Origin of the sequence: Nostoc sp. UHCC 0251 (genome assembly GCF_034932245.1) — a bacterium.
Lineage (GTDB): Bacteria > Cyanobacteriota > Cyanobacteriia > Cyanobacteriales > Nostocaceae > Nostoc.
The window spans coordinates 1-26,032 of record NZ_JAYGHD010000010.1; the positions used below are offsets into that span (position 1 = coordinate 1).

The 26,032-nt window shown below is 38.7% G+C and carries 8 protein-coding genes; 6 read left to right on the forward strand and 2 right to left on the reverse strand.

Features of this window, described 5'->3' with window-relative positions; translation table 11 throughout:
• Positions 1–169: 169 nt before the first annotated feature.
• The gene (locus VB740_RS02605) at positions 170–1,225 is read right to left on the reverse strand and encodes an iron-siderophore ABC transporter substrate-binding protein (RefSeq protein WP_323198527.1); all 1,056 of its coding nucleotides are present in this window, start codon (positions 1,223–1,225) and stop codon (positions 170–172) included.
• Between the two features lie 32 nt (positions 1,226–1,257).
• Positions 1,258–3,942 (reverse strand): TonB-dependent siderophore receptor, encoded by a 2,685-nt coding sequence (locus VB740_RS02610; protein WP_323198528.1) that lies wholly within the window; start codon positions 3,940–3,942, stop codon positions 1,258–1,260.
• Positions 3,943–4,595: 653 nt separating this feature from the next.
• Here VB740_RS02610 and VB740_RS02615 point away from each other — a divergent pair.
• The 6 genes from VB740_RS02615 to VB740_RS02640 all read left to right on the forward strand — a co-directional run bounded on the left by VB740_RS02615 (position 4,596) and on the right by VB740_RS02640 (position 26,029).
• Positions 4,596–9,950 carry a non-ribosomal peptide synthetase gene (locus tag VB740_RS02615; protein ID WP_323198529.1) on the forward strand — a complete coding sequence of 1,785 codons (5,355 nt, stop codon included), beginning with the start codon at positions 4,596–4,598 and terminating at the stop codon, positions 9,948–9,950.
• A 17-nt stretch (positions 9,951–9,967) separates the two neighbouring features.
• Positions 9,968–14,518: a type I polyketide synthase gene (locus VB740_RS02620; protein WP_323198530.1), complete on the forward strand. Its 4,551-nt coding sequence runs from the start codon at positions 9,968–9,970 to the stop codon at positions 14,516–14,518.
• A gap of 65 nt (positions 14,519–14,583) precedes the next feature.
• On the forward strand, positions 14,584–15,672 hold the full coding sequence (locus VB740_RS02625; RefSeq protein WP_323198531.1) for an LLM class flavin-dependent oxidoreductase: 1,089 nt from the start codon (positions 14,584–14,586) through the stop codon (positions 15,670–15,672).
• A gap of 6 nt (positions 15,673–15,678) precedes the next feature.
• Positions 15,679–20,394, forward strand: a complete 4,716-nt coding sequence (locus tag VB740_RS02630; protein ID WP_323198532.1) for a non-ribosomal peptide synthetase — start codon at positions 15,679–15,681, stop codon at positions 20,392–20,394.
• Positions 20,395–20,408: 14 nt separating this feature from the next.
• Positions 20,409–21,419, forward strand: a complete 1,011-nt coding sequence (locus VB740_RS02635) for a TauD/TfdA family dioxygenase (RefSeq protein ID WP_323198533.1) — start codon at positions 20,409–20,411, stop codon at positions 21,417–21,419.
• A 29-nt stretch (positions 21,420–21,448) separates the two neighbouring features.
• Positions 21,449–26,029, forward strand: a complete 4,581-nt coding sequence (locus VB740_RS02640; protein WP_323198534.1) for a non-ribosomal peptide synthetase — start codon at positions 21,449–21,451, stop codon at positions 26,027–26,029.
• The last annotated feature ends 3 nt before the right edge of the window (positions 26,030–26,032 follow it).

Consider the following 26,032-nt stretch of genomic DNA (forward strand, 5'->3'; position numbering starts at 1 on the left):
GTTTAGGCAGGAGGCAGATCGCTTTTAGCGTCTCCCCTTGGGAGAAGGCAGGAGGGAAGAGGGTTTTAGTTCACTTAACCTTTATTCACATAGTTTGGTTTTTTCCAGATGTTCTACTTACACTTTAATATTTTTCCTCTTTCTATTTTAGTTAAAACTTAAGCAAAAGTCATCCTAGAATTGTCAATAGTGTCCTGGGAATAACTGTATTTTTATTAACGTTAAAATTTATTAGGTACTTAAATAAATCATCAATAATTGCGTTTGCAGCTAAAATACTACCGCCAATCCAGTAGTCTGGAACTATATAAATTTTATTTTGTTCTACAGCTTTTAAATTTTTCCATAGGGGACTTAATTTAAGTTCCTCTAATTTTTTTTTGGCTGTTTGATTACTTTTGGTATCATTTTCAGCTGTCCAGATGAATATAACGTCAGCATCTGCTTTTTCGATTAATTCATTACCGATGGATATTTGAATCTGATTCCCAAATAAATGTTTTGCTTCTGTTGCAGTAAAATTTTGGGATTCTGGACGAGATAATCCGGCATCTTGTAAAACTATTCCGCAGAAAGAATCACGTAAATAAATGTTGATATTATTAGGATATACTCGTACTACAGAAACTTTGAGATTTGACAACTTAGCGCCCATTTTCTGCTTAAATTCTGCGAGACGACGGTAATAATCTTTCATTACTTTCTGACCAACTTCTTTCTTATCTAATGCCACACTAATATTTGTAAATACCTCTTTCCATTGGCCACTATGTTTAAAATTCAACAAAACTGTTGGAGCAATTTTTGAAGTAATAGGATAAATATCTTGTTGATAGTCAAAACCCGCAATCAAATCTGGTTTGAGTGCGAGAATACTTTCTAAGTTAGGTTCGCCAATTGTCCCGATGTTTTTTACTCCTGTCAGCTTGTCTTGCCAATACGATGAAAAATTCGAGATAACAGCACCAACAGGCTTAATCCCTAGTGCGATCGCATTTGCCAAGGAAGTATCATCTAGAGTCACAAGTCGCTGAAAGTTTTCTGGAATACAGGTGATTCCCGCAGCGTGTTCGACATCACGACAAGCTACGTTTTTACTGTGATCATTAAGAGGTATAGAACCACCACGATGACAAGCTACAACAACCATTAAAGTACAAAACATTACAATGCCAAATTGCAACCAGCGAATAAAGCTTTTTCTTTTGATATAACTGTCATTCATGATGGTATCTCATACCCCACACCTTATTTTTGTCAAAATTCAATCGTAAATGAACCAATCAATGTTAAAGGTTCACCATAGTAGACACTTAAACGGCTACCATCAGACCCAGTGAAATAGGTATTGTCAAATAGGTTGCGAACATTTACAGCAGCTCTCCAGTTATTGCGCTTGTAAAATACCGAAGCATCGGTACGCACAAAACTAGGAAGAACATAACTGTTGTCTAAATCTCCAAAGCGATCGCCGACAAAAAATAATCCTAATCCAAATCCCAAGCCTTGGAGACTTCCTTGTTGCATTTCATAAGTTGTCCACAAACTTGCTGCGTGTTCTGGGACATTATCTCGACGGCGACCTACTAAATCGGAATTAGTATCTTCGCTGACAAAGGCATCAATGTAAGAATAGGACGCAATCACTTTCCAACCAGGGGTAATTTCCCCAGCAATGTCAAATTCAATACCTCGACTTGTCTGTTCCCCAGTTTGAATTTGGTCGTTGGGATCGGATGAATTAGGATCATCAGTAGTAACATTTTGCTTGCGGAGGTCATACAATGCTAAAGTTGCGCTCAAATTGCGGGTAATATCAGCTTTCACACCTACCTCGAATTGCCTACCTGTTTCTGGTTCAAATGGTTCATCATTACCATTACGATTTGTACCAAAGCTAGGTTTAAAAGAGGTTGCATAAGACGCGTAAAGCGAGATATTTTGAGATGGTTGATAAACTATTCCTAAGCGGGGGCTAAAGTTACTATCCGATTGAGAAAATTCTTGCTTTTCTTCACCTAAACTCCGTGTACTGCGAGTTTGATCAAAAATATCAAATCGACCGCCTGCCAGTAACTTGAGTTGGGGAATAATTTCGATTTGGTCTTGGATATAAAACCCATATTTATCGAGACTATCATCGCGGAAGAAATTTAATATTTCTTGCTTGGGATACTCTAAGCGAGCGTAGACTGGGTTAAATATATCAAGAGATGGGTAAGCTTCAAAGTCGCCAAAAGTCCCATTTTCGGTGTTTTTAGTATAGTCAAACCCCAACACAAGTTGATGTTTAATCGAACCAGTTAAAAACTTTCCTACCACATCCGTTTGAACTAAATAGGCGTTATCTTGGCGCTCAGAAAAATAACTCAATCTACTTAATTCACCCGTTTCTTCATTAAGAGAATCTCGTAAAGGATAGTAGCGTTCTGAATTTACAAATTGAGCGCGGAAAGCATTTCTAATTGACCATTGGTCGTTGAACTTATGATCAAGTAAATAGCCAAAATTAGTTACGTCTATTTCCACATTCTGGAACGGTTCACCTAAAAAACGCTCCCGTGGTAAATCTGCTGGACGATTATCTATTGCTACAGTTCCATCATCAGATGTTCGGCTTTCCTGCAACCAAGAACCATCTATTGTTAAATTGGTGTTATCACCAAGCGCAAACTTTAATCTAGGAGCAAGAAACACACGTTCTGAATTTACAAAATCACGAAAACTTCCAGCATTCTCATAAGAACTATTGAAACGATAAAGTATGCTTCTATTATCATTTAACGGCCCCGACAAATCAATTGCACCTCGATAGGTGCTAAAACTGCCAACAGTTCCCTCAAAAGAATAAAACGGTTGCTCTAGAGGTTGTTTAGTCACCAAATTAACCAAACCACCTGGAGGTGCATCTCCAAACAATACTGATGCTGGGCCTTTAAGAACTTCGATGCGTTCAATATCAGCTGTTTCAATCAAGCCACCATAATCCTGATAAGACCGAAGTCCATCCCTAAATAAATTTGCTTCAAAACCACGTAAAGAAAGATATTCACTAAAACCTTGGTAGTAACCAGCGCTAGTAGAACCACTCACATTTCGCAGTGCATCTTGGACGCGAATTGTTCCTTGGTCTTTGAGGACTTCACGGGGAATTACCTGAATTGATTGCGGAATATCACGGATAGGTGTATCTGTCTTAGTTGCGGTTGATGCTTCTTCTGCACGATAACCACCCTGTTCACCCGTTACAACCAATTCAATTGGTTCTTCATTTTCAGGTGTCTCGGTTGTGGGTTGCTCTAAAGGAGTTTCAGTGGTTGGTGGTGTTGGTTGGATTTGGGGAGTCTCACTGGTTGGTTGTTCTGTTGGTGGCGTCTGGCTAGTAGATGTAGTTGGTGTCACCCCAAAAATTAAACCTTGATTATCATCAAACAGCTCTACTTTTGGCGCACCTGCTTCACCCGTCACAGTTACCCGAATTGTATTCGCATCCAAGTTGCTTACAGTAACTGCTGTAATTCCTGCAAACGGGTTTTCTTGACTAAATACGTCACCAGTCGATAGACGCAATTGAGCGTTGGGAATATCTGCAATAAAATTATTCCCCTCACCTTTGTCCTGAGGTTGTAACTGTTCCCCTTGAGTCGTTTCTAAAATTATCTCCAGTTGTTTACCAACTAAGTTGATTTTTACCCCAGTAACTTGTACAGCTTCCGGTGCTTGAGCTAGCTTTTGAGTATTTTTGGTTCTGTGTTTTGATGTCTTTTTTGTGAGGCTATAGGGGTGATTTGCAGTTTGTTTAGAAATCGCCTCTTGATCCGTAGAAGTTGTTTCTTGCTGTTTTTTAGGAAGTTGTCCTTCTTCACCCCAAGCGGAAGTTGCTAACAATAAAGCAAATGAGCCTGTCAGTAACAGGCTTTTAAGTAACAGCACTGGTTTCATCTATTTCCTCACACACGGTTAATAAGCTGTTAGCACCCTGATATAATTGATTTTCTAGATGCTTACTAAAATTTATTAGCACTAGTCTTATCAAGATTAGACTATTACATTATCAAAAATTAGTTAAAAGATACATATTTTTTGCATACTTATGTCAATAAATCTCGACAAGTCATCCTAGCTATATGAATTTCCATTTTTTGTATCTTAATACACTAATATCCTGCTAAGTAATAAAACAAGATGCTTGCCTTAATGATTTTAGGGCAAATTTAGAGTTTTAATGGATTTTATCGTGCCATGTCTATGGCTAGAAAAGCAATTTACTGGTTAAAAGCAAATATAAGGCATCTATCTTAAGGATGGTATTTTGCCAAAAACAGAGAGAATCTAGCATAAAAATTTAATAGAATTCTGTGAAAATAAAAATTAAAAGAGAATCATTTGCGTTAATGTGATATAGATAATATTGAGAATAAATTGCAAGACTGTGTGTAAGATTCTTATTTATGAACTCTAAAGATCGCTAAACCCGGATTTCTCACAAGACTGTGCGTGAATCTGACTTTGGTCAAAAAGTCTACAAGCCTCTAGTACAGTTTTCAGCTAAACCGCTTATGACAGTTACATTCCAGAATTAGGTGTGCATCTAAATGCCTGAACATAAGAATACTCAAAGCAGTAATGCCTTTGAAGGCATTTGCGACTTTTCTACTCTTGTTGAACTTTTACGTTATAGAAGTAGCCGAGAGGCTAAACAACTGAGTTACACATTCTTGTCTGATGGGGAAACAGAAAGCGATCGCGTGACTTATCAAGAACTAGATAGATGTAGCCGTGCGATCGCATCTCAACTGCAAAGCTTAGGTTTAAGTGGAGAGCGTGCCTTACTACTTTATCCACCAGGTTTAGAATATCTTGCCGCCTTTTTCGGGTGTCTGTATGCCGGTGTAGTAGCGGTTCCAGCCTATCCACCACGCAACCAACGCAACACCCCCAGAATTTTAGCGATTCTAGAAGATTCACAAGCCGCAATAATCCTGACGACAAGTAGCATTTTGTCTCAGGTGCAAACTTTGTTTGCTGATAAATTTGATATAGATAATATTCATTGGCTAGCCACTGATAACCTCGCTCCTGGTATAGAAGAGGATTGGCAAGAGCCTCTGATCAATACAGACACACTGGCGTTTCTGCAATATACTTCTGGTTCTACCGGCACACCCAAAGGTGTAATGCTCAGTCATGGCAACCTGCTACATAATGCTGTCGTGACTCGTCAATATATGGAACATTCTTCCAGTAGTACGTTCGTCACTTGGCTGCCTGTTTATCATGATATGGGTCTGATTGGTGGTGTACTACAACCTTTATATGGCGGATTTCCTTGTATTATGATGCCACCAGCTGCTTTCCTCCAGCGTCCCTATCGTTGGTTAGAAGCAATTTCTCGTTACGGAGGAACCACTAGTGGCGCTCCCGACTTTGCTTATAAACTTTGTATTGAAAAAATTACCCCCGAACAACGTTCAACCCTAGATTTAAGTAGTTGGAATGTAGCTTTTAATGGTGCTGAACCAATTCGTCACGAAACTCTAGAGAAGTTTGCAGCTACCTTCGCTGAATGTGGGTTTCGTCCAGAAGCCTTTTACCCATGCTATGGCATGGCAGAAGCTACATTGATGGTATCTGGTAGTGTCAAAAATGCTTTAGTAACAACGAAAACCTTACAAAAAACTGCTTTAGAAAGCAATCATATAATTGATGCAGCTACCAATGAAGAAAATTCAATAGCATTAGTTAGTTGTGGTCAAGTTGTACCACAACAACAGATTGTAATTGCTAATCCAGAAACCTTAACCCGTTGCGATCCCGATGAAGTTGGGGAAATCTGGGTATCAGGCCCGAGTATTGGTCATGGTTACTGGAATCGTCCAGAAGAAACAAAGCAAACTTTCTACGCTTACCTCCAAGACACGGGAGTTAACAGAGCGTCAGGGCCATTTTTACGGACTGGAGATTTAGGCTTTTTGCATAATGGTGAACTCTTTATTACTGGACGAGCTAAAGATTTAATTATCATCAGGGGACGTAATCTCTACCCACAAGATATTGAGCTAACCGCAGAGCGCAGTCATAAAACATTACGCGCAACAAGTGTTGCAGCCTTTACAGTAGAGGTAGAAAAAGAAGAACGTCTGGTAATTGTACAAGAATTAGAGTTTCGTGCCAAACCTAATATAGATGAAGCGACGGCTGCTATTCGTCAAGCAATTACAGAAGAACATGAAGTACAAGTTTATGCAGTTGTTTTAATTAAAGCTGGCACGATTCCCAAAACTTCCAGTGGTAAGATTCAACGTCGGGCTACCAAAGCAGGATTTTTAGCAGGTACATTAGAGGTTGTTGGTAGTAGTATTTTGGAAATTGCTCAGACAACGACAGAAGAAGATTGTCTGACACGCACAGAATTACTAGTAGTAGAATCAGAAAAACAACAGCAGTCATTAAACTCTTATTTACATAAATTAGTAGCACGGGTACTGAGGGTAACGCCTTCCCAGATAGACCTAAACCAACCTTTGAGTAGGTTGGGTCTAGACTCCCTCAAAGTTTTCGAGTTAAAAAATCGGATAGAGGTTGATTTTGGAGTAACTATATCTGTAGCAGACTTCTTTGGTGGTGCTGGTATTGCTGAGTTAGCAACCCAAATATTAGACCAAGTTAACAGTAATTTGACTAGTGCATATTTGCCCATCTCTAAAGCCGAGACAGCCACTAACCAACATCCGCTTACTTTTACTCAACAGCAGTTGTGGTTTATTAACCAACTCCAACCTGGGACAGCTACATATAATATTCCTGTAGCTATTCATTTGACAGGAAAGTTGAATGTTTCTGTATTGGTTCGTAGCTTTAACGAAATTATTCAAAGACACGACATCTTACGAACCAGCTTTGAGGTAGTGGATGGTGAACCCATCCAAAAAGTTGCAGATGCGATCGCGTTTAACGCACGCTCCGCGATCGCATTCAGTTTACCAGAAATTGATTTGGGTCACTTGGCTGATGAACAACAGCAAACTGAAGTACAGAAGTTATCTTTGCAAGAGGCTCAGTTATCTTTTGATTTAGGACAAGCACCCTTGTTGCGGGCGAAACTCCTGCACTTGCATACAGAATCGATTTTACTTATAAATTTGCATCATTTGGTTGGTGATGGTTGGTCAATCAAGGTACTAGTTCAAGAATTATCTACGATTTATCAAGCTTTCTGTACTGGTAAACCCTCGCCACTACCTCAGCTTCCTGTACAGTATACAGATTTTGTGTATTGGCAGCGAAACTGGTTGCAAGGTGAAGTTATAGAAAAGTATTTAGCTTATTGGAAGCAGCAGTTAGGCGGAAATCTCCCTGTATTGCAACTACCAACTGACCGCCCTAGACCTCCAATACAGACTTTTCGGGGAGCGCAGCAGAAGTTTATATTGTCTACAACATTAACTGAGTCAATCAAACAGTTAAGCCAACAGGAGGGTACAACCTTATTTATGACCTTGTTGGCGGCTTTTCAAACTTTGCTTTACCGCTACGCAGGTCAAGAAGATATTCTTGTTGGTTCGCCAATAGCCAACCGCAATCATGCTGAACTGGAGCATTTAATTGGGTGTTTTGTCAATACTTTAGTATTGCGTACCAATCTAGAAGGAAATCCCACATTTACAGAATTGTTGGGACGAGTCCGAAAGGTGGCAGTTGAGGCATATACTCATCAAGATTTACCCTTTGAGAAGCTAGTAGAAGCGTTACAGCCAAATCGGGATTTAAGCTATAATCCATTGTTCCAGGTGATGTTTGTGCTTCAGAACCCTACGGCAAACAGCATTTGGAAAACTGAGGAACTTGAGACAACAACAGCCAAGTTTGATATCCTACTATCAATGGTTGATAGTGAAGAAGGATTGGCAGGGACACTAGAATACAACACCGATTTATTTAATGCAGATACTATAGCTAGGATGGTAGGGCATTTCCAAACCCTGCTAGAGGGTGTGGTTAGTAATCCCAATCAAAGTATTTCTAAGTTATCAATATTGACACCTGTTGAACGTCAAACACTACTGTTTGACTGGAACAACACCGAGGTTGAGTATCCTCAAGAAGCTTGCATCCATGAATTATTTGAGGCACAGGTAGAAAAAACACCGGATGCGATCGCTCTGATTTTTGCTAATCTAGAACTTACCTATCGTGAGCTAAACAATCGAGCCAATCAACTAGCGCACTATCTACAAAATGTAGGAGTTAAACCAGATACCTTAGTTGGGATCTGCATGGAACGCTCCCTAGAAATGGTGATTGGGATATTAGCAATTATGAAAGCAGGCGGCGCGTATCTGCCGCTAGATCCTACCTATCCTAAAGAGCGTTTGGCATTCATGCTAGAAGATGCTCAATTATCATTGTTGCTAGTGCGATCGCATCTAATTCATGAACTACCAGCACACACAGCCAAAGTAGTAACTATAGATGCTAATGGTGCAGCATTTGCTGACTACAGCCAAGCCAACCCAGTTAGTAGCGTTCAGCTAGAAAATATCGCTTATGTAATTTATACTTCTGGTTCCACAGGAAAACCCAAAGGAGCGATTAACACTCATAAGGGTTTATGCAACCGCTTACTGTGGATGCAAGATACTTACCAATTAAAAGAATGCGATCGCGTTTTACAAAAAACACCCTTCAGTTTTGATGTCTCTGTTTGGGAATTCTTCTGGCCTCTATTTACTGGTGCAACTTTAGTCGTAGCTAAACCAGGTGGTCATCAAGATGCAAGCTATTTAGTCCAACTCATCGCCCAACAGCAAATTACAACATTGCACTTTGTCCCTTCAATGCTGCAAGTGTTTTTAGAGGAACCAGGACTAGAGAACTGTTATAGTATCAAACGTGTAATTTGTAGCGGTGAAGCACTACCCTTGGAATTGCAACAACGCTTCTTTGAGCGGTTGAACTCAGAATTACACAATCTTTACGGCCCAACAGAAGCTGCCATCGATGTTACGGCTTGGTGCTGCCAAGCTAACAACAATGAAACAATTGTTCCTATAGGTCGCCCCATTGCCAACATACAGATATATATATTAGATAAACAATTCCAACCTGTTCCAATTGGGATTTCGGGTGAATTGTATATTGGTGGCGTGGGTTTGGCGCGTGGGTATTGGAATAGACCTGAATTAACTAACGAAAAGTTCATTTCTAGTCCGTTTGAATCAAATAAACGCCTTTACAAAACAGGAGATTTAGCACGTTATCGTGCTGATGGGACAATTGAGTTCTTGGGAAGAATTGACCATCAAGTTAAACTGCGTGGCTTTCGGATTGAGCTAGGAGAAATTGAGACTGTTCTGGCACAACATTCTCATGTGCGAGAAACAGTAGTTATTGCTAATAAAAACTCCCTTACTGCTTATGTAGTTCCTAATCAAAAAGCAACTTTTTCCATCAATGAAGTAAAGAACTTAGTCAAGAAAAAACTACCTGAATATATGCTTCCTTCTGCTTTTGTAGTTTTAGAAGCATTACCTCTTACTCCCAATGGCAAAGTAGATCGTCGTGCTTTACCTGCACCAGATAAATTACGTCCTGAGTTGGCAGCTACTTATCAACCTCCCCAATCTGAAGTAGAAAAATCTATAGCTAGGGTTTGGAAACAGGTACTACAGCTAGAAAAAGTAGGTATTTATGATAATTTCTTTGACATTGGTGGACATTCTTTGCTGGTTGTGCAGGTAAACAACAAATTACGAGAGATTTTACATCAAGATTTATCAGTTGTAGAAATTTTTCAGAATCCAACTATTAATTCACTCGCGGAACATTTGAGCCAAAAATCATCAGCACTAACAACTTTAGGGAAAATGCGCGAAAGAGTGGATAAACAAAGAGAAGCTATGAACCAACGCAATCAATTCCTCATGAAGCAAAGGAATAATTTTAGGTAATTCAAAAAAGGTAAGTTATGGAAAGTATTGCCATTATCGGCTTGTCTGGACGGTTTACAGGCGCGAAAAATATTGCAGAGTTTTGGCAAAATTTATGTGATGGAGTTGAGGCAATTTCTCAATTTAGTAATGAAGAGTTAATTGCAGCTGGAGTAGATCCATCATTACTCAAGAATCCTAACTATAAAAAAGCTGGCGCTGTATTAGACGATATAGATTTATTTGATGCTGCTTTCTTTGGCTTTAACCCTAAAGAAGCAGAAATGACTGATCCCCAACATAGATTATTTTTAGAATGTGCTTGGGAAGCATTAGAAAATGCTGGTTATGACGCTCAAAGATGCGAAAGTAAGATTGGAGTTTATGCAGGTGCTAGTTTAAATAACTATTTGCCATTTAAGTTAAATATTGACCAAATTGGTTCAGCGCATAGTTTCCAAAAACTAATTGGAAATGATAAAGATTTTCTGTCTACTCGCGTTTCCTACAAATTAAATCTGACTGGGCCGAGCCTCACAATACAAACGGCTTGTTCTACTTCCTTAGTAGCCACAGCTTTAGCTTGCCAAAGCTTACTCAATTATCAATGTGATATGGCTTTGGCTGGTGGGGCTTCAATTCGTGTACCCCAAAAAACAGGGTATTTACATCAAGAAGGAGGAATTTTATCACCTGACGGTCATTGTCGCGCCTTTGATGCCAAAGCAAAAGGGACAATTATTGGTAATGGTGTCGGAGTGGTGTTGTTAAAGCGGTTATCGGATGCGATCGCAGATGGTGATCATATCTATGCTGTAATTAAAGGTAGTGCCATCAATAACGATGGTTCTAGTAAAGTCGGCTACACTGCGCCAAGTGTCAACGGACAAGCAGAAGCGATCGCCGAAGCAATAGCCCTGGCTGATGTTGAACCTGAAACAATCACCTATATCGAAACTCATGGAACAGGAACCGCTTTAGGCGATCCTATAGAAATCGCTGCCTTAACAAATGTTTTTCGGGCGGAGACTGAAAAAATAGGTTTCTGTGCGATCGGTTCTGTGAAAACAAATATTGGACATTTAGACGCTGCTGCTGGTGTGACAGGTTTAATTAAAACCGCTTTGGCTTTGCAACATAAGTTGATTCCTCCTAGCTTAAATTTTGAACAACCCAATCCAGAAATTGATTTTGCTAATAGTCCTTTCTACGTCAATACAAAGCTGACTGAATGGAGTGCAACTTCTACACCACGCCGTGCTGGAGTGAGTTCTCTAGGTATTGGTGGGACTAATGCTCATGTCATTCTAGAAGAAGCTCCTTCTGTTACCAGAGTGGAGAAGCAAAAGAGAGATTATCAGTTGTTAGTACTTTCAGCGAAAACTGATTCGGCTTTAGAAACTGCGACTAAGAATCTTGCTCAACACCTCAGACAGCATCCTGAGTTGAATTTGGCAGATGTAGCCTACACATTGCAAGTAGGGCGTGGGGTATTTGATTATCGCCGTTTTGTGGTTTGTCAAAGTACTCAAGAAGCAATAAACGCTTTAGAAACTATAGATCCTCAACAAGTATTAACTCACTTTCAGGAACCAACTGGGCGTTCTATTACCTTCATGTTTCCTGGGCAAGGCGCTCAGTATGTGGGAATGGGTAAAGAACTTTACCAGACTGAGCCTACATTCCGGGAACAGGTGGATCGTTGTTGTTTGCTACTCAAACCGCATTTAGGGTTAAATTTACATTCAGTTATTTATCCACACGAGTCTGAAAAAGAAGTAACAGAACAACTCAAGCAGACATCCTTAGCACAACCAGCATTATTTGTAATTGAGTATGCTTTGGCTCAACTGTGGATATCTTGGGGTATCTCGCCACAAGCGATGATTGGCCACAGTATTGGGGAATATGTAGCCGCTTGTCTTGCTGGTGTGATGTCGTTGGAAGATGCGTTAACTTTGGTTGCTGTGCGCGGGCGATTGATGCAGGAAATGCCTGTGGGTGCAATGCTTTCTGTTTCTGCATCAGCAGCAGAGGTTAAAACTTTCCTCAATGAAGATTTAGCTTTAGCCGCTAGTAATGCACCTTCTTTGTGTGTGGTTTCTGGAAGCTATGATGCAATAGACAAAATAGCTGAAAAGCTGACAGTTAAGGGCATAGAGTGTCGCAGCTTGCATACTTCCCACGCTTTTCACTCCCAAATGATGGAACCCATGTTAGAACCATTCATAGCGGAACTGAAAAAAGTCAAACTTAATCCTCCTCAAATTCCCTTTATTTCTAATTTGACAGGTACTTGGATTTCAGCACAAGAAGCAACATCTCCAGATTATTGGGCGCAGCATTTACGTCAAACAGTACAGTTTTCAGATGGTTTATCAGTTTTGCTGGAAGAAAGCGATCGCATACTCTTAGAAGTAGGGCCAGGAAGAACTTTATGTACTCTTGTCAAACAACACACCCAACAAGCCACTGGACAAGTTGTATTACCTTCTTTACGTCATCCCCAAGATGAAAAATCAGATGTTAATTTCTTACTTAACATTCTAGGACGGCTTTGGCTAGCAGGAGTTGAGATAAATTGGTCTGGTTTTTATACCCATGAACAGCGCTACCGCGTACCTTTACCGACTTATCCGTTTGAACGTCAGCGTTATTGGATTGAACCAGAAATACAAACTCAACTATCTGATATTGAAAGCAAACAGGGTAAAAAACCTAACATTAGTGACTGGTTTTATATTCCCTCTTGGAAACGAGTTCCTCTTGTCAAAACAAAGGATATTACCTCTGGTTATTCTCTAATTTTTATAGATGAATATGGCATAGGTTTACAACTTGCTCAACGATTACAACAACTTGGAAAAGATGTAATTACTGTCAAAGTAGGAGAAAAATTTGCTCAACTTGATACCAATACATACGCTATCAATCCGGCTCAAGCGGATGATTATCAGAACTTACTACAACAGTTACAGCAACAAGAAAAAACTCCCAATACCATTACCCACTTATGGAGTCTTACCCAATCACAAGATTTATCTTGGGAAACCATTCAAAATTTAGGTTTTTACAGTATTGTTTACCTAGCACAAGCAATTGGACAGCAACAAATAAGTGATGCGATTCAACTTTTTGTTATTGCTAATCATCTGCATCAAATTACAGGTGATGAAGAATTATTTTCTGAAAAGACAACTATATTAGGTGCTTGCAAAGTAATTCCTCAAGAATATCAAAATATTAGTTGTCGTCTGGTTGATATTTTGCAAAAATCATCAGTAAGCGAAGATTTTTTAGGGCAATTACTAGCAGAATTAACAGCAGAATCAGAAGATTCAAGAATTGCCTATCGGAATAATTACCGTTGGGTACAAATATTTGAGCCGATTTCATTAGAACCCGCTACCGAAAATCAAATCCGGTTGCGTCAAGGTGGAGTATACCTAATTACAGGCGGTATGGGAGGTATTGGTTTAGTTTTGGCTGAATATCTGGCTAAAACTGTACAAGCCAAACTCGTTTTATTAGGACGTTCATTCCCATCTGATAACGACAAAATTAAACAATTAGAAGCATCAGGTGCAGAAGTATTGGTACTGGCTGCTGATGTGACGAATGAGGAACAGATGCAGAGTGCGATCGCGCAATCTTTAGAACGTTTTGGTACAATTAATGGTGTCATCCATACTGCTGGTATTGCTGGTGCAGGGATGATTCAACTCAAAATACCAGAAATTGCCGAAAAAGTTTTTGCACCCAAAATTCAAGGAACAGTAATTCTAAATAATGTTCTCACAAACATCAATTTAGACTTCTTAGTTCTTTGTTCATCCTTAAGTTCAATCCAAGGAGGATTTGGACAGGTAGATTATTGTGCTGCAAATACCTTTTTAGATGCCTTTGCTCATTGGAATACAGTAACAAATAACAGATTTACAGTTGCTATTAACTGGGACGCTTGGCAGCAAGTTGGGATGGCAGTTAATACTAGTGTTCCTGATGAAATCAAAAACTGGCGTGAAGAAAGTTTAAAAAATGCTATTATGCCAGTAGAAGGAGCAGATTGTTTTAGCCGAATTTTGGCAACATCTTTACCTCAAGTTATAGTTTCTACGCAAGATTTACAGGTAGGAATTGAGCAACTCAATCAATTAGCTTTATCTTTATCATTAGCTCAAAAGCCAGTAAATTCTTGTCAAATATCTGCCAGCAGACATTCACGGACTCTGCAAGAAAATACTTATATAGCTCCTAGCAATGAAATTGAACAAACTATTGCCGATATCTGGGAAGAACTCATTGGAATTGAAAAAGTAGGGATTCATGATAACTTCTTTGAATTAGGTGGACATTCTTTACTGGCAGTCCAAACTATTTCTCGTCTCCGAGAAGCTTTTCAAGTCGAATTACCGCTACGTACCCTCCTTTTTGATGCACCAACAGTTAGCGAATTAGCTAATGTCATCCTCGAAAAACAACCACAATCAGAAGAGCTTGATGAAATCGCAAAACTATTAGCAGAAGTAGAAAACCTGTCTATTGAAGAACTTCAAAGACAAATAGCCCAAGAATTGCCAGTTAGATAAATAAACTTTAAGTTTGTATGTCCTTATTTGCATCTATGCTCCTATGCGCGAAACTTTCATAAAATATGGAATTCAGCATCCTCTACTTTTCCGGCGATGGCTCGACAACCGAATCAGAGAAATATAAACTCTTGATAGAAACAGCTAAACTTGCCGATAAAAACGGTTTCACAGCAGTATGGACTCCCGAACGCCATTTTCATCCTTTTGGGGGTTTATATCCCAATCCCTCAGTGATTAGTGCAGCTTTAGCAATGGTGACAGAGAAAATTCAACTCAGATCAGGTAGTATTGTAATGCCATTACAACATCCTGTCAGAGTAGCCGAAGAATGGGCTGTAGTTGATAACTTATCTGATGGTAGAGTTGGACTTTCTTTTGCACCGGGTTGGCACGCAGATGATTTTTTATTACGTCCAGAAAATTATGCTGAACGTAAAGAAGTTATGTGGCGTGACATCGAAATTTTACAAAAACTCTGGCACGGTGAAGAAATTGAATTTGTTAATGGTTCAGGCAATAAAGTTCAGATAAAAACATTTCCCCGTCCTATACAATCTCAAGTACCTATATGGATTACTTGCCAAGCAGATGCTACATTTATTGGCGCAGGTAAAATAGGCTCTAATGTTTTAACCTCTTTGTTATATGCCACTATTGATGATTTAGCTCAACAAATATCTCTTTATCGTCGTACTTTGGCTCAACATGGCCATGATCCCAAAAGTTGCAAAGTGTCTTTGATGATGCATACTTATATAGGAGATAACGAACAATTAGTTAAAGAACAAGTAAAACAGCCTTTTTGTAATTATCTCAAAACCCATTTTGGCTTAGTTGAGAACTTAGCTAAACGCATTAATTTTCAGTTCAATCCCGAAAGTTTTACAGAAGAGGATCGACAACAACTTTTAGAATTTGCTTTTGAGCGATATTTTCAACAAGGTAGAGTGTTAATTGGTACGCCAGAAAGTTGTCGTCAAACAATTGCACGTCTGAAAGAAATTGGCGTAGATGAAATTGCTTGTCTCGTTGATTTTGGTCTAGATTTCGATACAGTAATGACAAGCTTAAATAAATTAACAGACTTTCAACAAAACTATCAACTTAGAAAAGATACAAACAGATATTCAACATTAAGCTTATTTGGGTGATTAGCCGTGAAAGATATAACTGAAAGAATTGCCGCCTTATCTCCCGAACAACGAGCATTGTTTGAACTGCGGCTTCAACAGAAAAACTTACAATTTAAAAAATCAACTTCAATTCCCAAAAGAACAACATCAGATATTTTATATTTATCATTAACTCAAGAGAGGTTGTGGCTGCTTCATCAGCTACAACCAAATACACCTTTATATAATGAATCTAGTTTATTGCGTTTTACAGGTGTTCTCAACACTATAGCTTTAGAAAAAAGTATTAATGAAATTATTAAAAGGCATGAAATTCTCCGCACTAGCTTTCAAATTGTAGATGAGCAAACTTTACAAGTAATTGCTCCCAACCTGACATTTACGCTGACAACTATAAAATTACAAACATACTCAGAAGCGAAAATAAACCAAATTGTTACAGAAAAAGCTCGTCAACCCTTTGACCTTAGCCAAGCGCCACTGTTTCGAGGTACGCTAATTCATCTGAGTGAGCAAGAACATATTCTGCTACTTACTAAGCATCACATTATTTCTGATGGTTGGTCATGGCAAATCTTTTATCGAGAGTTAGCAGCACTATATCAAGGCTTTTGCCAAGATATTCCAGTAACATTGCCAGAGTTACTAATTCAGTATGCAGACTTTGCACTCTGGCAAAGACAATATTTAAATGATAAATTGCATCAGTTGACATACTGGAAGCAGCAACTCAAAGATGCGCCGCCAATTCTCAACCTACCAACAGATTATCCCCGCCCTGCACAACAAAGCTTCCAAGGTGCGCGTGCAACTATTATAATTGAGCAAGCGATCGCAGATGCACTCAAGTCTTTCAGTCAACAGGAAGGCGTTACCCTGTTCATGGTATTGCTTGCAGCGTTTAAAACCTTGCTTTACCGTTACACAGAACAAACAGACTTATTAGTTGGGACTCCCGTTGCTAATCGCACTCACAGCGAAATTGAGAATTTACTGGGATGCTTCGTTAACACTTTAGTTCTCCGAACTGATGTATCTGGGGAACCAAGTTTTAGAGAGTTGGTGAAACGAGTACGCGACACAGCCTTAGCCGCTTACACTCATCAAGACTTTCCCTTTGAGGAGCTAGTCAAAGAACTACAACCGGAACGGACATTAAGCCACACTCCTCTGTTTCAGGTGATGTTCGTCTTTCAAGATGCGCCAATGTTAGCCCTACAACTGCCGAATTTAACCTTGGCTCCTTTGATGGTAGATAACGGGACTGCCAAGTTTGATTTGACTTTGTATGTGGAAGATACCAAGCAAGGGCTAATCGGATTTTTGGAATACAACAGCGAGTTGTTCCATGCTGACACCATTAACAGGATGGTAGGGCATTTTCAAACTTTATTAGAGAGTATAGTTGCTAATTGCGATCGCTCTATTAGTAAGTTGCCTTTATTAACACCCACTGAACAACATCAGTTATTAGTAGAATTTAATCAAAATTCCTTAGAAATTTCTCATAGTCAGCTTGAACAATGCCTGCATCATTTAATTGAGGCACAAGTAGAAAAGACACCTGACGCTATTGCAGTAATATTTGCAGATAAAAAGCTTACTTATAGAGAATTAAATAATTGTGCCAATCAATTAGCACATTACTTACAATTATTAGGAGTTCAAGCAGAGGAGCGTGTTTGTATTTGTCTAGAACGATCCTTAGAAATGGTAGTAGGGCTGTTGGGAATATTAAAAGCTGGTGGTGTTTATATTCCAATAGATCCTAATTATCCTTTAGAGCGTTTAACTTTCCTTTTAGAAGATTCTCAAGCACCAATATTATTAACACAGCAAAAAATATTAACCAAACTGCCCACATATAAAGGCAAAGCTATCTGCTTAGATACTGATTGGGAAAACATAGCAGAATACAGTAAAGATAACCCAAATACCAAAATCACACCTGATAATTTGGCTTACATCATTTACACTTCTGGTTCTACAGGAAAACCAAAAGGAGCAATGAACACGCACCGGGGGATTTGTAATCGTCTCCTCTGGATGCAACAAGCCTATCAACTAACAACAATTGATGCTGTACTTCAGAAAACTCCTGTTAGTTTTGATGTATCAGTCTGGGAATTTTTCTGGACTCTCATCACAGGCGCTCGTCTAGTAATTGCAAAACCAGAAGGACATAAAGATAGCACATATTTAATAAACTTAATTGCTGAAAAAAGTATTACAACTCTGCATTTTGTACCTTCAATGCTTCAGGTATTCTTGGAAACACCGGGAGTAGAGAAATTAAAATCTCTCACGCGGTTTATTTGTAGTGGTGAAGCTCTAACTTTTGCACTTCAGCAACGTTTTTTTGATATTTTAAATGCCGAACTACATAATCTTTATGGCCCCACAGAAGCCGCGATCGATGTTACCTTCTGGAAGTGTCAACAAGAAAGTCATAAATCCATAGTTCCAATTGGTCGCCCCATCGCCAATACCCAAATTTATTTGTTAGATTCCCATTTACAACCATTACCTATTGGCGTTTCTGGAGAATTGCATATTGGTGGGGTTGGAGTAGCTAGAGGATATTTAAATCGCCCAGATTTGACAGATGAAAAATTCATTCCTAATCCTTTTAGTAATCAACCAGAAAGTCGCCTTTACAAAACTGGAGATTTAGCTCGATATTTACCAGATGGCAACATTGAATATTTAGGAAGAATAGATCATCAAGTGAAAATCCGAGGTTTTCGGATTGAATTGGGAGAGATTGAAACAGTATTGTGCCAACATCTAGCTGTGCGGGAAGCCGTTGTTGTGCAGGAAAATCAATCTCTTGTGGCTTATGTCGTTTTTTATCAAAACGCGGCACACTCTATTAATGAACTGCGAAATTACCTACAGCAACATTTGCCAGAATACATGGTTCCTTCTGCCTTTGTGCTGCTAGATAGTTTACCCTTAACACCCAATGGCAAAATAGACCGTCGAGCATTACCCGCACCAGAGCAAACTCGTCCTGAATTAGAACAAAAATTTGTTGCTCCTCGTAACCCAACTGAGGCAATGTTGCTAGGAATTTGGGTAAAAATCCTGGGAATAGAGCAAGTAGGCATTAACGACAACTTTTTTGAATTAGGTGGACATTCTTTATTAGCTACTCAAGTAATTTCCCAAGTACGAAAAGCCTTTGGGCTAGAAATACCACTACGTAATCTATTTGCATCACCCACAATAGCTGAACTTGCCAAACATATAGAGAAAGCTAAACCTGAATTCGACTCAGTGCCTTCTCTAGTACCTATTGACCGAAATCAAGAATTACCTCTGTCTTTTTCTCAACAAAGATTGTGGTTCCTTCATCAATTAGACCCCGACTCAACAGCTTACAATGGCTCTGACTTGGTGCGACTGCAAGGAAAACTAAATTTAGCTGCACTAGAGGACAGTATTAACGAGATTGTCCGGCGACATGAAGTTTTACGGACGTGCTTTACAATTGTTGAGGGGCGACCAATTCAGAAGATTATTTCTGAATTAAGAGTACCTTTGCCAATTGTATATTTACAACATTTACCAATAGTTGAAAGAGAAAAAGAAGTACAAAGACTAGAGGTAGAAAATGCCCAGCAACCATTTGATTTGACACAAGCACGATTGCTGCGGTTAGTGCTTTTGCGTCTAACTGAAGAAGAACATATCTTGTTAGTCACAATGCACCATATTATCTTTGATGCTTGGTCAGGAGGAGTGTTTATCCGGGAGGTTTCAGCACTTTATGAAGCATTTTCAAATAGCAAACCTTCTCTGCTACTAGAGTTACCAATTCAATATGCTGATTATGCAGTATGGCAACAGCAATATTTACAAGGAGAAAGGCTTGATACTCAATTAACCTACTGGAAGCAGCAGTTAGAGAACGCTAAAACAATTCTAGAATTACCGACAGATAAACCCCGCACCCAACTACAAACTTCTTTAGGAAAAAAACACTCGTTCACCCTATCTGCAACACTAACTGATAAGCTTAAATCTCTCAGTCAGCAAGAAGGTGTCACTTTATTTATGACTCTGCTGGCAGCTTTCAATACTTTGCTTTATCACTATACAAAGCAAGAAGATATTCTTGTAGGTTCTCCCATCGCTAACCGTAACCGCAGCGAATTAGAAGGATTAATTGGCTTTTTTGTTAACACTCTCGTATTACGTACTAAACTTTCCCATAACCCCAGCTTTAAAGAATTATTGCAACAGGTACGAGAAACAGCTTTGGGAGCTTATGCACATCAAGATTTACCATTTGAGAAGTTAGTAGCAGAACTACAGCCAGAGCGTAATTTAAATCATTCGCCGCTATTTCAGGTATGGTTTGTTTTGCAAAATGCTCCTAAATCAAATCTAGAACTAGAAGGGCTAAATCTCAGCATTTTAGAAGGTGACAGTGGCACTGTTCGTCATGATTTGAAACTGCAATTAACAGAAATGCCAGAAGGAATGGAAGGTTTCTTTGAGTATAAAATAGATTTATTTCATGCCCCTACTATTGCTCGCATGACAGTTATTTTGGAAACATTACTAACAAAGGTTGTGGAACAGCCAGATATTCGGCTTGACCAATTAGTAACACTATTGCAGGAAACGGAAAAACAACAACAAAACATCCAAAATCAAGAATTGCAGCAAGCTCGGATTCAGAAGTTAGGCAAAGTCGGACGCAAGGCGATCGCAGGCAAAGTTGAATCATAATTAGGCATAAGAACATGAATCTAAAAACATTCAAAAGAAAATCAATTACAGTTTCTTCCGAAAACTTGGTTACAACCAGTTTCATAGAATCTAATCAACAGCTACCTCTCGTTATTCAATCTGCTGTGGATGGCGTTCATTTAGTCAATTGGGCAAGTAACAACCGTGGTTGGATAGAAAAACAATTAATTCAATACGGAGGTTTACTTTTTCGCAATTTTCCAGTTAATACTCATAGCGAATTTGCTAATTTTATGCAGGCTATAGCAGGAGAATTAATTGAATATTCTTATCGTTCAACTCCGCGGAGCCAAGTTGATGGCAAGATATATACATCAACAGAATATCCGCCCGATCAATCAATTCCTCTACATAACGAAATGGCCTATTCTCTTAATTGGCCAATGAAAATTGCCTTCTTTTGTGTAAAGGCAGCAGAGCAAGGTGGAGAAACACCAATTGCTGATAGCCGTAAAATATTTCAATGTATAGATCCAAAAATCAAAGAGCAATTTATTCAAAAAAAGATTATGTATGTCCGTAATTACGGGCAAGGGATTGATTTATCTTGGGAAACTGTATTTCAAACTAACGATAAAGCTGAAGTAGAAGCTTATTGTCAATCTGTTGGTATTGATTTTACATGGTTAGACGGAAATAAACTTAGAACCAAGCAAGTTTGTCAAGCTGTTGCTACCCATCCTCAAACTGGTGATTCAATTTGGTTTAATCAAGCGCATTTATTTCATATCTCAAGCTTAAAAGCAGAAGTCCGTCAATCTTTACTTGCTATACTAAATGCCGATGAATTACCACGCAATGCTTATTATGGAGATGGTTCAGAAATTGAATCCTCAGTGTTAGAAGAAATTCACTCAATATATGAGCAAAAAACAGTGACATTCTCTTGGCAAGAAGGAGATATTTTATTACTAGATAATATGCTGGTTGCTCATGGCCGTAAGCCATTCACAGGTGCGAGAAAGGTTTTGGTAGGGATGGCACAACCTTATACAAGCAAATAATTTAAATATATAAATACATAACAAATATTATGCAAGCTATATCTATAGAAGGCTTTCAAATTTCACCTCAGCAAAAATGCTTATGGTTATTACAGCAAGAAAATAACTATCAGCCATATCGCGTTCAATGTGCAGTTTTAGTAGAGGGAAATATTGAATATACAATTTTAGAAAAAGCCATACATAATGTTTGGGCTAAATATGAAATTTTACGTACTAGCTTTCCTACCTTGGCGGGAATGGCAGTTCCTTTACAAGTGATTGAAGAGGAAATATCTATAAAATTTAACTATTGTGATTGGCAGAATTTAGATACAGAAAGCCAAGAAGTAAATATTGATATATTCTTTCAAGAAAATAATGAATTATATTTTCAGTTAGAGAAAGGTTTTACTAGTCAGATTGATGTAATTAAAAACTCTGATAATCAATACATTCTGCTAATAGCAATATCAGCAATTTGTGCAGATAGAATATCTTTGCATCATCTTTTACGCGATCTTAGTGCTACTTATGATGCTTATTTGCACAAACGTGAGTTAGAAGAGACACTTTTACAATACGCAGATATTGCTGCTTGGCAAAATGAGTTATTAATTGGAGAAGAAGCTGAAACAGCAAAAGAGTATTGGCGTAATCAAAAAGTATCTGACTCTCTTATAGGTAAGTTACCAAACGAGAAAAAAGTTCACCAAAAACTAATATTTGAACCCCAAGCTATTAGCATCAACTTTGATTCTGCCACTACAACTAATATTGCGGCGATCGCACAAAAACACACTGTAGATATTTCAACAGTTTTAATGGCGTGCTGGCAAATTCTCCTGTGGCGTTTGACTAACAAATTTGAACCTATTTTAGCTTTATGTTGTGATGGGAGAAATTACGAAGAATTACAGTCAGCAGTAGGATTATTAGCTAAATCTTTACCTATTCGTATTCAACCACAAGAAGAACATATACTTACTGATATATTAAAGCAGTTAGATGAAGCAATAAATCAAGTTTCTCAATGGCAAGACTTTTTTAATCCAGAAGAATTTTTCGCTGAGACTAAAGATAGTCAAGAATTATCATTTTTACCTTTTGCCTTTGAATTTGTATCCCAACCCAGTAAATATTTTGCTGGTGATGTAACTTTCTCAATTTCAAAAATATATAGCTGTATTGAACGCTTCAAGGTAAAACTATTATGCTGGCAACAAAGTGATTCACTCACAGCAGAATTTTATTATGATGCTAATTTATTTGAGCTAAAATATATTGAACGATTAGCAGCACAGTTTCAGACTTTGTTAATCAGTGTAATTAATAATTCAGAGACTTCAATTGCCCAACTTGAAATCCTTTCTCCACAAGAACGCCAGCAACTCTTAGGCGAATTTAACAATACTAAAACTGCTCCTTCTCCATACCAGTGCATTCATCACTGGGTTGAAGCACAGGCTAACAGCACACCAAATAATATTGCAGCTGTTTTTGGCAATCAACATTTGACTTATAAAGAACTAAATGCCAAAGCTAACAACTTAGCTAATTATTTGGCATCATTGGGAGTCAAACCGGAAACTGTTGTTGCGCTTTGCGTTGAACGTTCCTTGGATATGATAGTTGGTATTTTTGGCATTCTCAAAGCAGGTGCAGCCTATTTACCTCTAGAACCTTCTTTACCCGAAGCAGCATTAGCATTCAGATTGCAAGATGCTCAAGTATCGGTGTTGTTAACTCAAAAGCGCCTTGTAGAAAAAATGAATTTCCAGGCGCAGGTAGTTTATATTGATGCAGATATCAATGATGCGTCTCAAAACAACATTCTCCAGCCTGTTACCCCAGAGAACTTGGCTTATGTTATCTACACCTCTGGTTCAACAGGTAAACCCAAAGGAGTTGCAGTTGAACATCGACAAATAGTCAATTATGTTAACGGTATATTAGAAAAACTCGATTTACCAGAGGCGGCTAGCTTTGCCACTGTTTCCACCTTCGCCGCAGACTTAGGTAACACAGCAATTTTCTCGGCGTTGTGTACGGGTGGATGCTTGCACATCATTGCAGAGGAATGTGCTACTGATCCAGTTGCATTTGCCGAATATTGCGATCGCAACACCATAGATTGTCTTAAAATAGTTCCTTCACATCTATCTGCTTTATTATCAGGTTCTCATCCCGAAAAACTTCTACCACGCCAACGTCTCATTCTTGGTGGTGAAGCCGCCACTTGGGATTTAATTAAAAAAGTACGTGAATTAGCACCAGAATGCAAAATTATTAACCACTACGGCCCAACTGAAACTACCGTTGGTGTACTCACTTATACGGTGAAAGAAGTTTCTACTGATACGCCATCAACTACAGTTTCTCTCGGCCGTCCTTTAGCCAATACCCAAATCTATTTACTAGATAACTATTGTCAACCTGTACCCTTGGGTGTGGTAGGAGAAATCTATATAGGTGGTGATAATGTAGCCAGAGGTTATATAAATCAACCAGAACTAACTAACGAGCGATTTATTCGTAATTCATTCAGTAGTGAAACTGACGCAAGACTTTATAAAACTGGGGATTTAGGACGCTATCAGTCTGATGGTAACTTAGAATTTTTGGGTCGAATTGATGACCAAGTAAAATTACATGGCTATCGCATCGAATTAGGAGAAATTGAAGCCGTACTTCGTCAATATTCGCAAGTGCGAGAAGTAGTTGTAGTTGCAAAAGAAGCTCATCCAGGGAAAAAGCAGCTTGTAGCCTATATAGTTGGTCAAGAAGATTTTCAACCTGCTGAATTGCGCGATTTTATCAAGCAAAAACTGCCTGAATATATGCTGCCTTCACAATTTGTATTTTTGAAGGCTTTACCGCTTACAGCAAATGGAAAAATCGACAAAAAAGCTTTACTAGCATCGGATGCAGTTAAACCAGAGTTACAAGCTACCTTTGTTGCAGCGCGTACTCCAGTAGAAATTGCCTTAGCTAAAATTTGGGCAGAACTGCTAAATTTAGAGCAAGTTAGTATTCACGATAATTTCTTTGAATTGGGTGGAGATTCGATTATTAGTATTCAGGCGATCGCCAAAGCAAATCAAGTCGGTTTACGCCTCACCCCCAAGCAGATTTTTGAACACCAAACCATTGCCAAACTAGCATTAGTTGCAGATACTACTTCAAAGGCAGAATCAGAACAAGGGTTGGTAATTGGTACTGTACCTCTCACACCAATTCAACATAGCTTCTTTGCTCAAGATTTACCAGAACCACATCATTGGAATCAATCGTTATTGCTAGAATTACAGCAAAATATCGAGCCTAATATTTTACAGCAAGCAATACAGCATTTACTGGCGCAGCATGACGCACTTCGCTTATGTTTTCGCCCCACAGCTAATGGTTGGGAATCGTTTAATGCTGGTGTTGAACCTGAAATTCCATTTACCAAATTCGATTTTTCTCATCTACCCCAAGAGCAACAAAAAGCGGCGATTGAAACCAAAGCGACAGAATTGCAAGCAAGTTTAGATTTATCACATGGTTTACTGGTTCGGTTAGCGTTATTCGATTTGGGTTCTCAGCAAAATAACCGCTTACTAATTATCATTCATCATTTGGCTATTGATGGCGTTTCCTGGCGAATTTTATTGTCAGATTTGCAAACAGCTATAGAAAAACTTCAGCAACATCAAGTAATTCGATTACCAGCCAAAACAACTTCTTTTAAACAATGGAGTGAACGTTTGCAAGAATATGCAAACACAAAGACGTTACACTCACAGTTAGATTTCTGGTGTTCTGAGTTAAGAAAACGAGTTTCTTCTTTACCAGTAGATTATGTAAGGGGATTAAATACCGTAGCTACAAGTAAAACTCTTTCAGTATTTGTTGATGAAACTGAGACACAAGCACTGCTACAAGAAGTACCAGCCAAGTACCATACACAAATCAACGATGTTTTGTTAACAGCACTAGCAAAAACGTTTGCAGAGTGGACAGGAGAAAAAACACTATTAGTTAACTTAGAAGGACATGGACGAGAAGACATTTTTACTGACATTGATTTATCTCGTACAGTCGGTTGGTTTACTACTGTCTTTCCAGTCCTATTGAATTTAGAAAATGGTGCAATTGGGGATGATTTAAAAGCAATTAAAGAACAGCTTCGTAGTATATCAAATCGGGGTTTTGATTATGGTGTATTGCGGTATTTGAGCAACGATACTGCTAAAAATTTAGCTGCTATGCCCCAAGCAGAAGTTTGTTTCAACTATTTAGGACAATTTGATCAGGTTTTACAAGAATCTTCTTTATTCAAATTAGCATCAGAATCGAGTGGTGTAACACGTAGTCTTTTAGGAAGCCGCCGTCATTTATTTGATATTAATGGGTTTGTGACAGGTAGCTGTCTACAACTAAATTGGACTTATAGCACAGCAATTTACAAAGAGGAAACAGTATCAAGTATTGCTCAAAACTTTGTCCAAGCACTGCGGGAAATTATTAGCCATTGTCAATCGCCTGATGCAGGAGGTTATACCCCTTCTGATTTCTCTAAAGCAAAAGTAAGCCAAAAAGACCTCGACTTTTTACTGGCAAAAATTAACCGTGGGAGTGAGAAATAACAA

Excerpts from the sequence above, each read along its gene's own strand:
- VB740_RS02635 (WP_323198533.1), top strand. The coding sequence starts at position 20,409 with ATGAATCTAAAAACATTCAAAAGAAAATCAATTACAGTTTCTTCCGAA.
- VB740_RS02615 (WP_323198529.1), top strand. The coding sequence starts at position 4,596 with ATGCCTGAACATAAGAATACTCAAAGCAGTAATGCCTTTGAAGGCATT.
- VB740_RS02605 (WP_323198527.1), bottom strand. The coding sequence starts at position 1,225 with ATGAATGACAGTTATATCAAAAGAAAAAGCTTTATTCGCTGGTTGCAA.
- VB740_RS02620 (WP_323198530.1), top strand. The coding sequence starts at position 9,968 with ATGGAAAGTATTGCCATTATCGGCTTGTCTGGACGGTTTACAGGCGCG.
- VB740_RS02625 (WP_323198531.1), top strand. The coding sequence starts at position 14,584 with ATGGAATTCAGCATCCTCTACTTTTCCGGCGATGGCTCGACAACCGAA.
- VB740_RS02640 (WP_323198534.1), top strand. The coding sequence starts at position 21,449 with ATGCAAGCTATATCTATAGAAGGCTTTCAAATTTCACCTCAGCAAAAA.
- VB740_RS02610 (WP_323198528.1), bottom strand. The coding sequence starts at position 3,942 with ATGAAACCAGTGCTGTTACTTAAAAGCCTGTTACTGACAGGCTCATTT.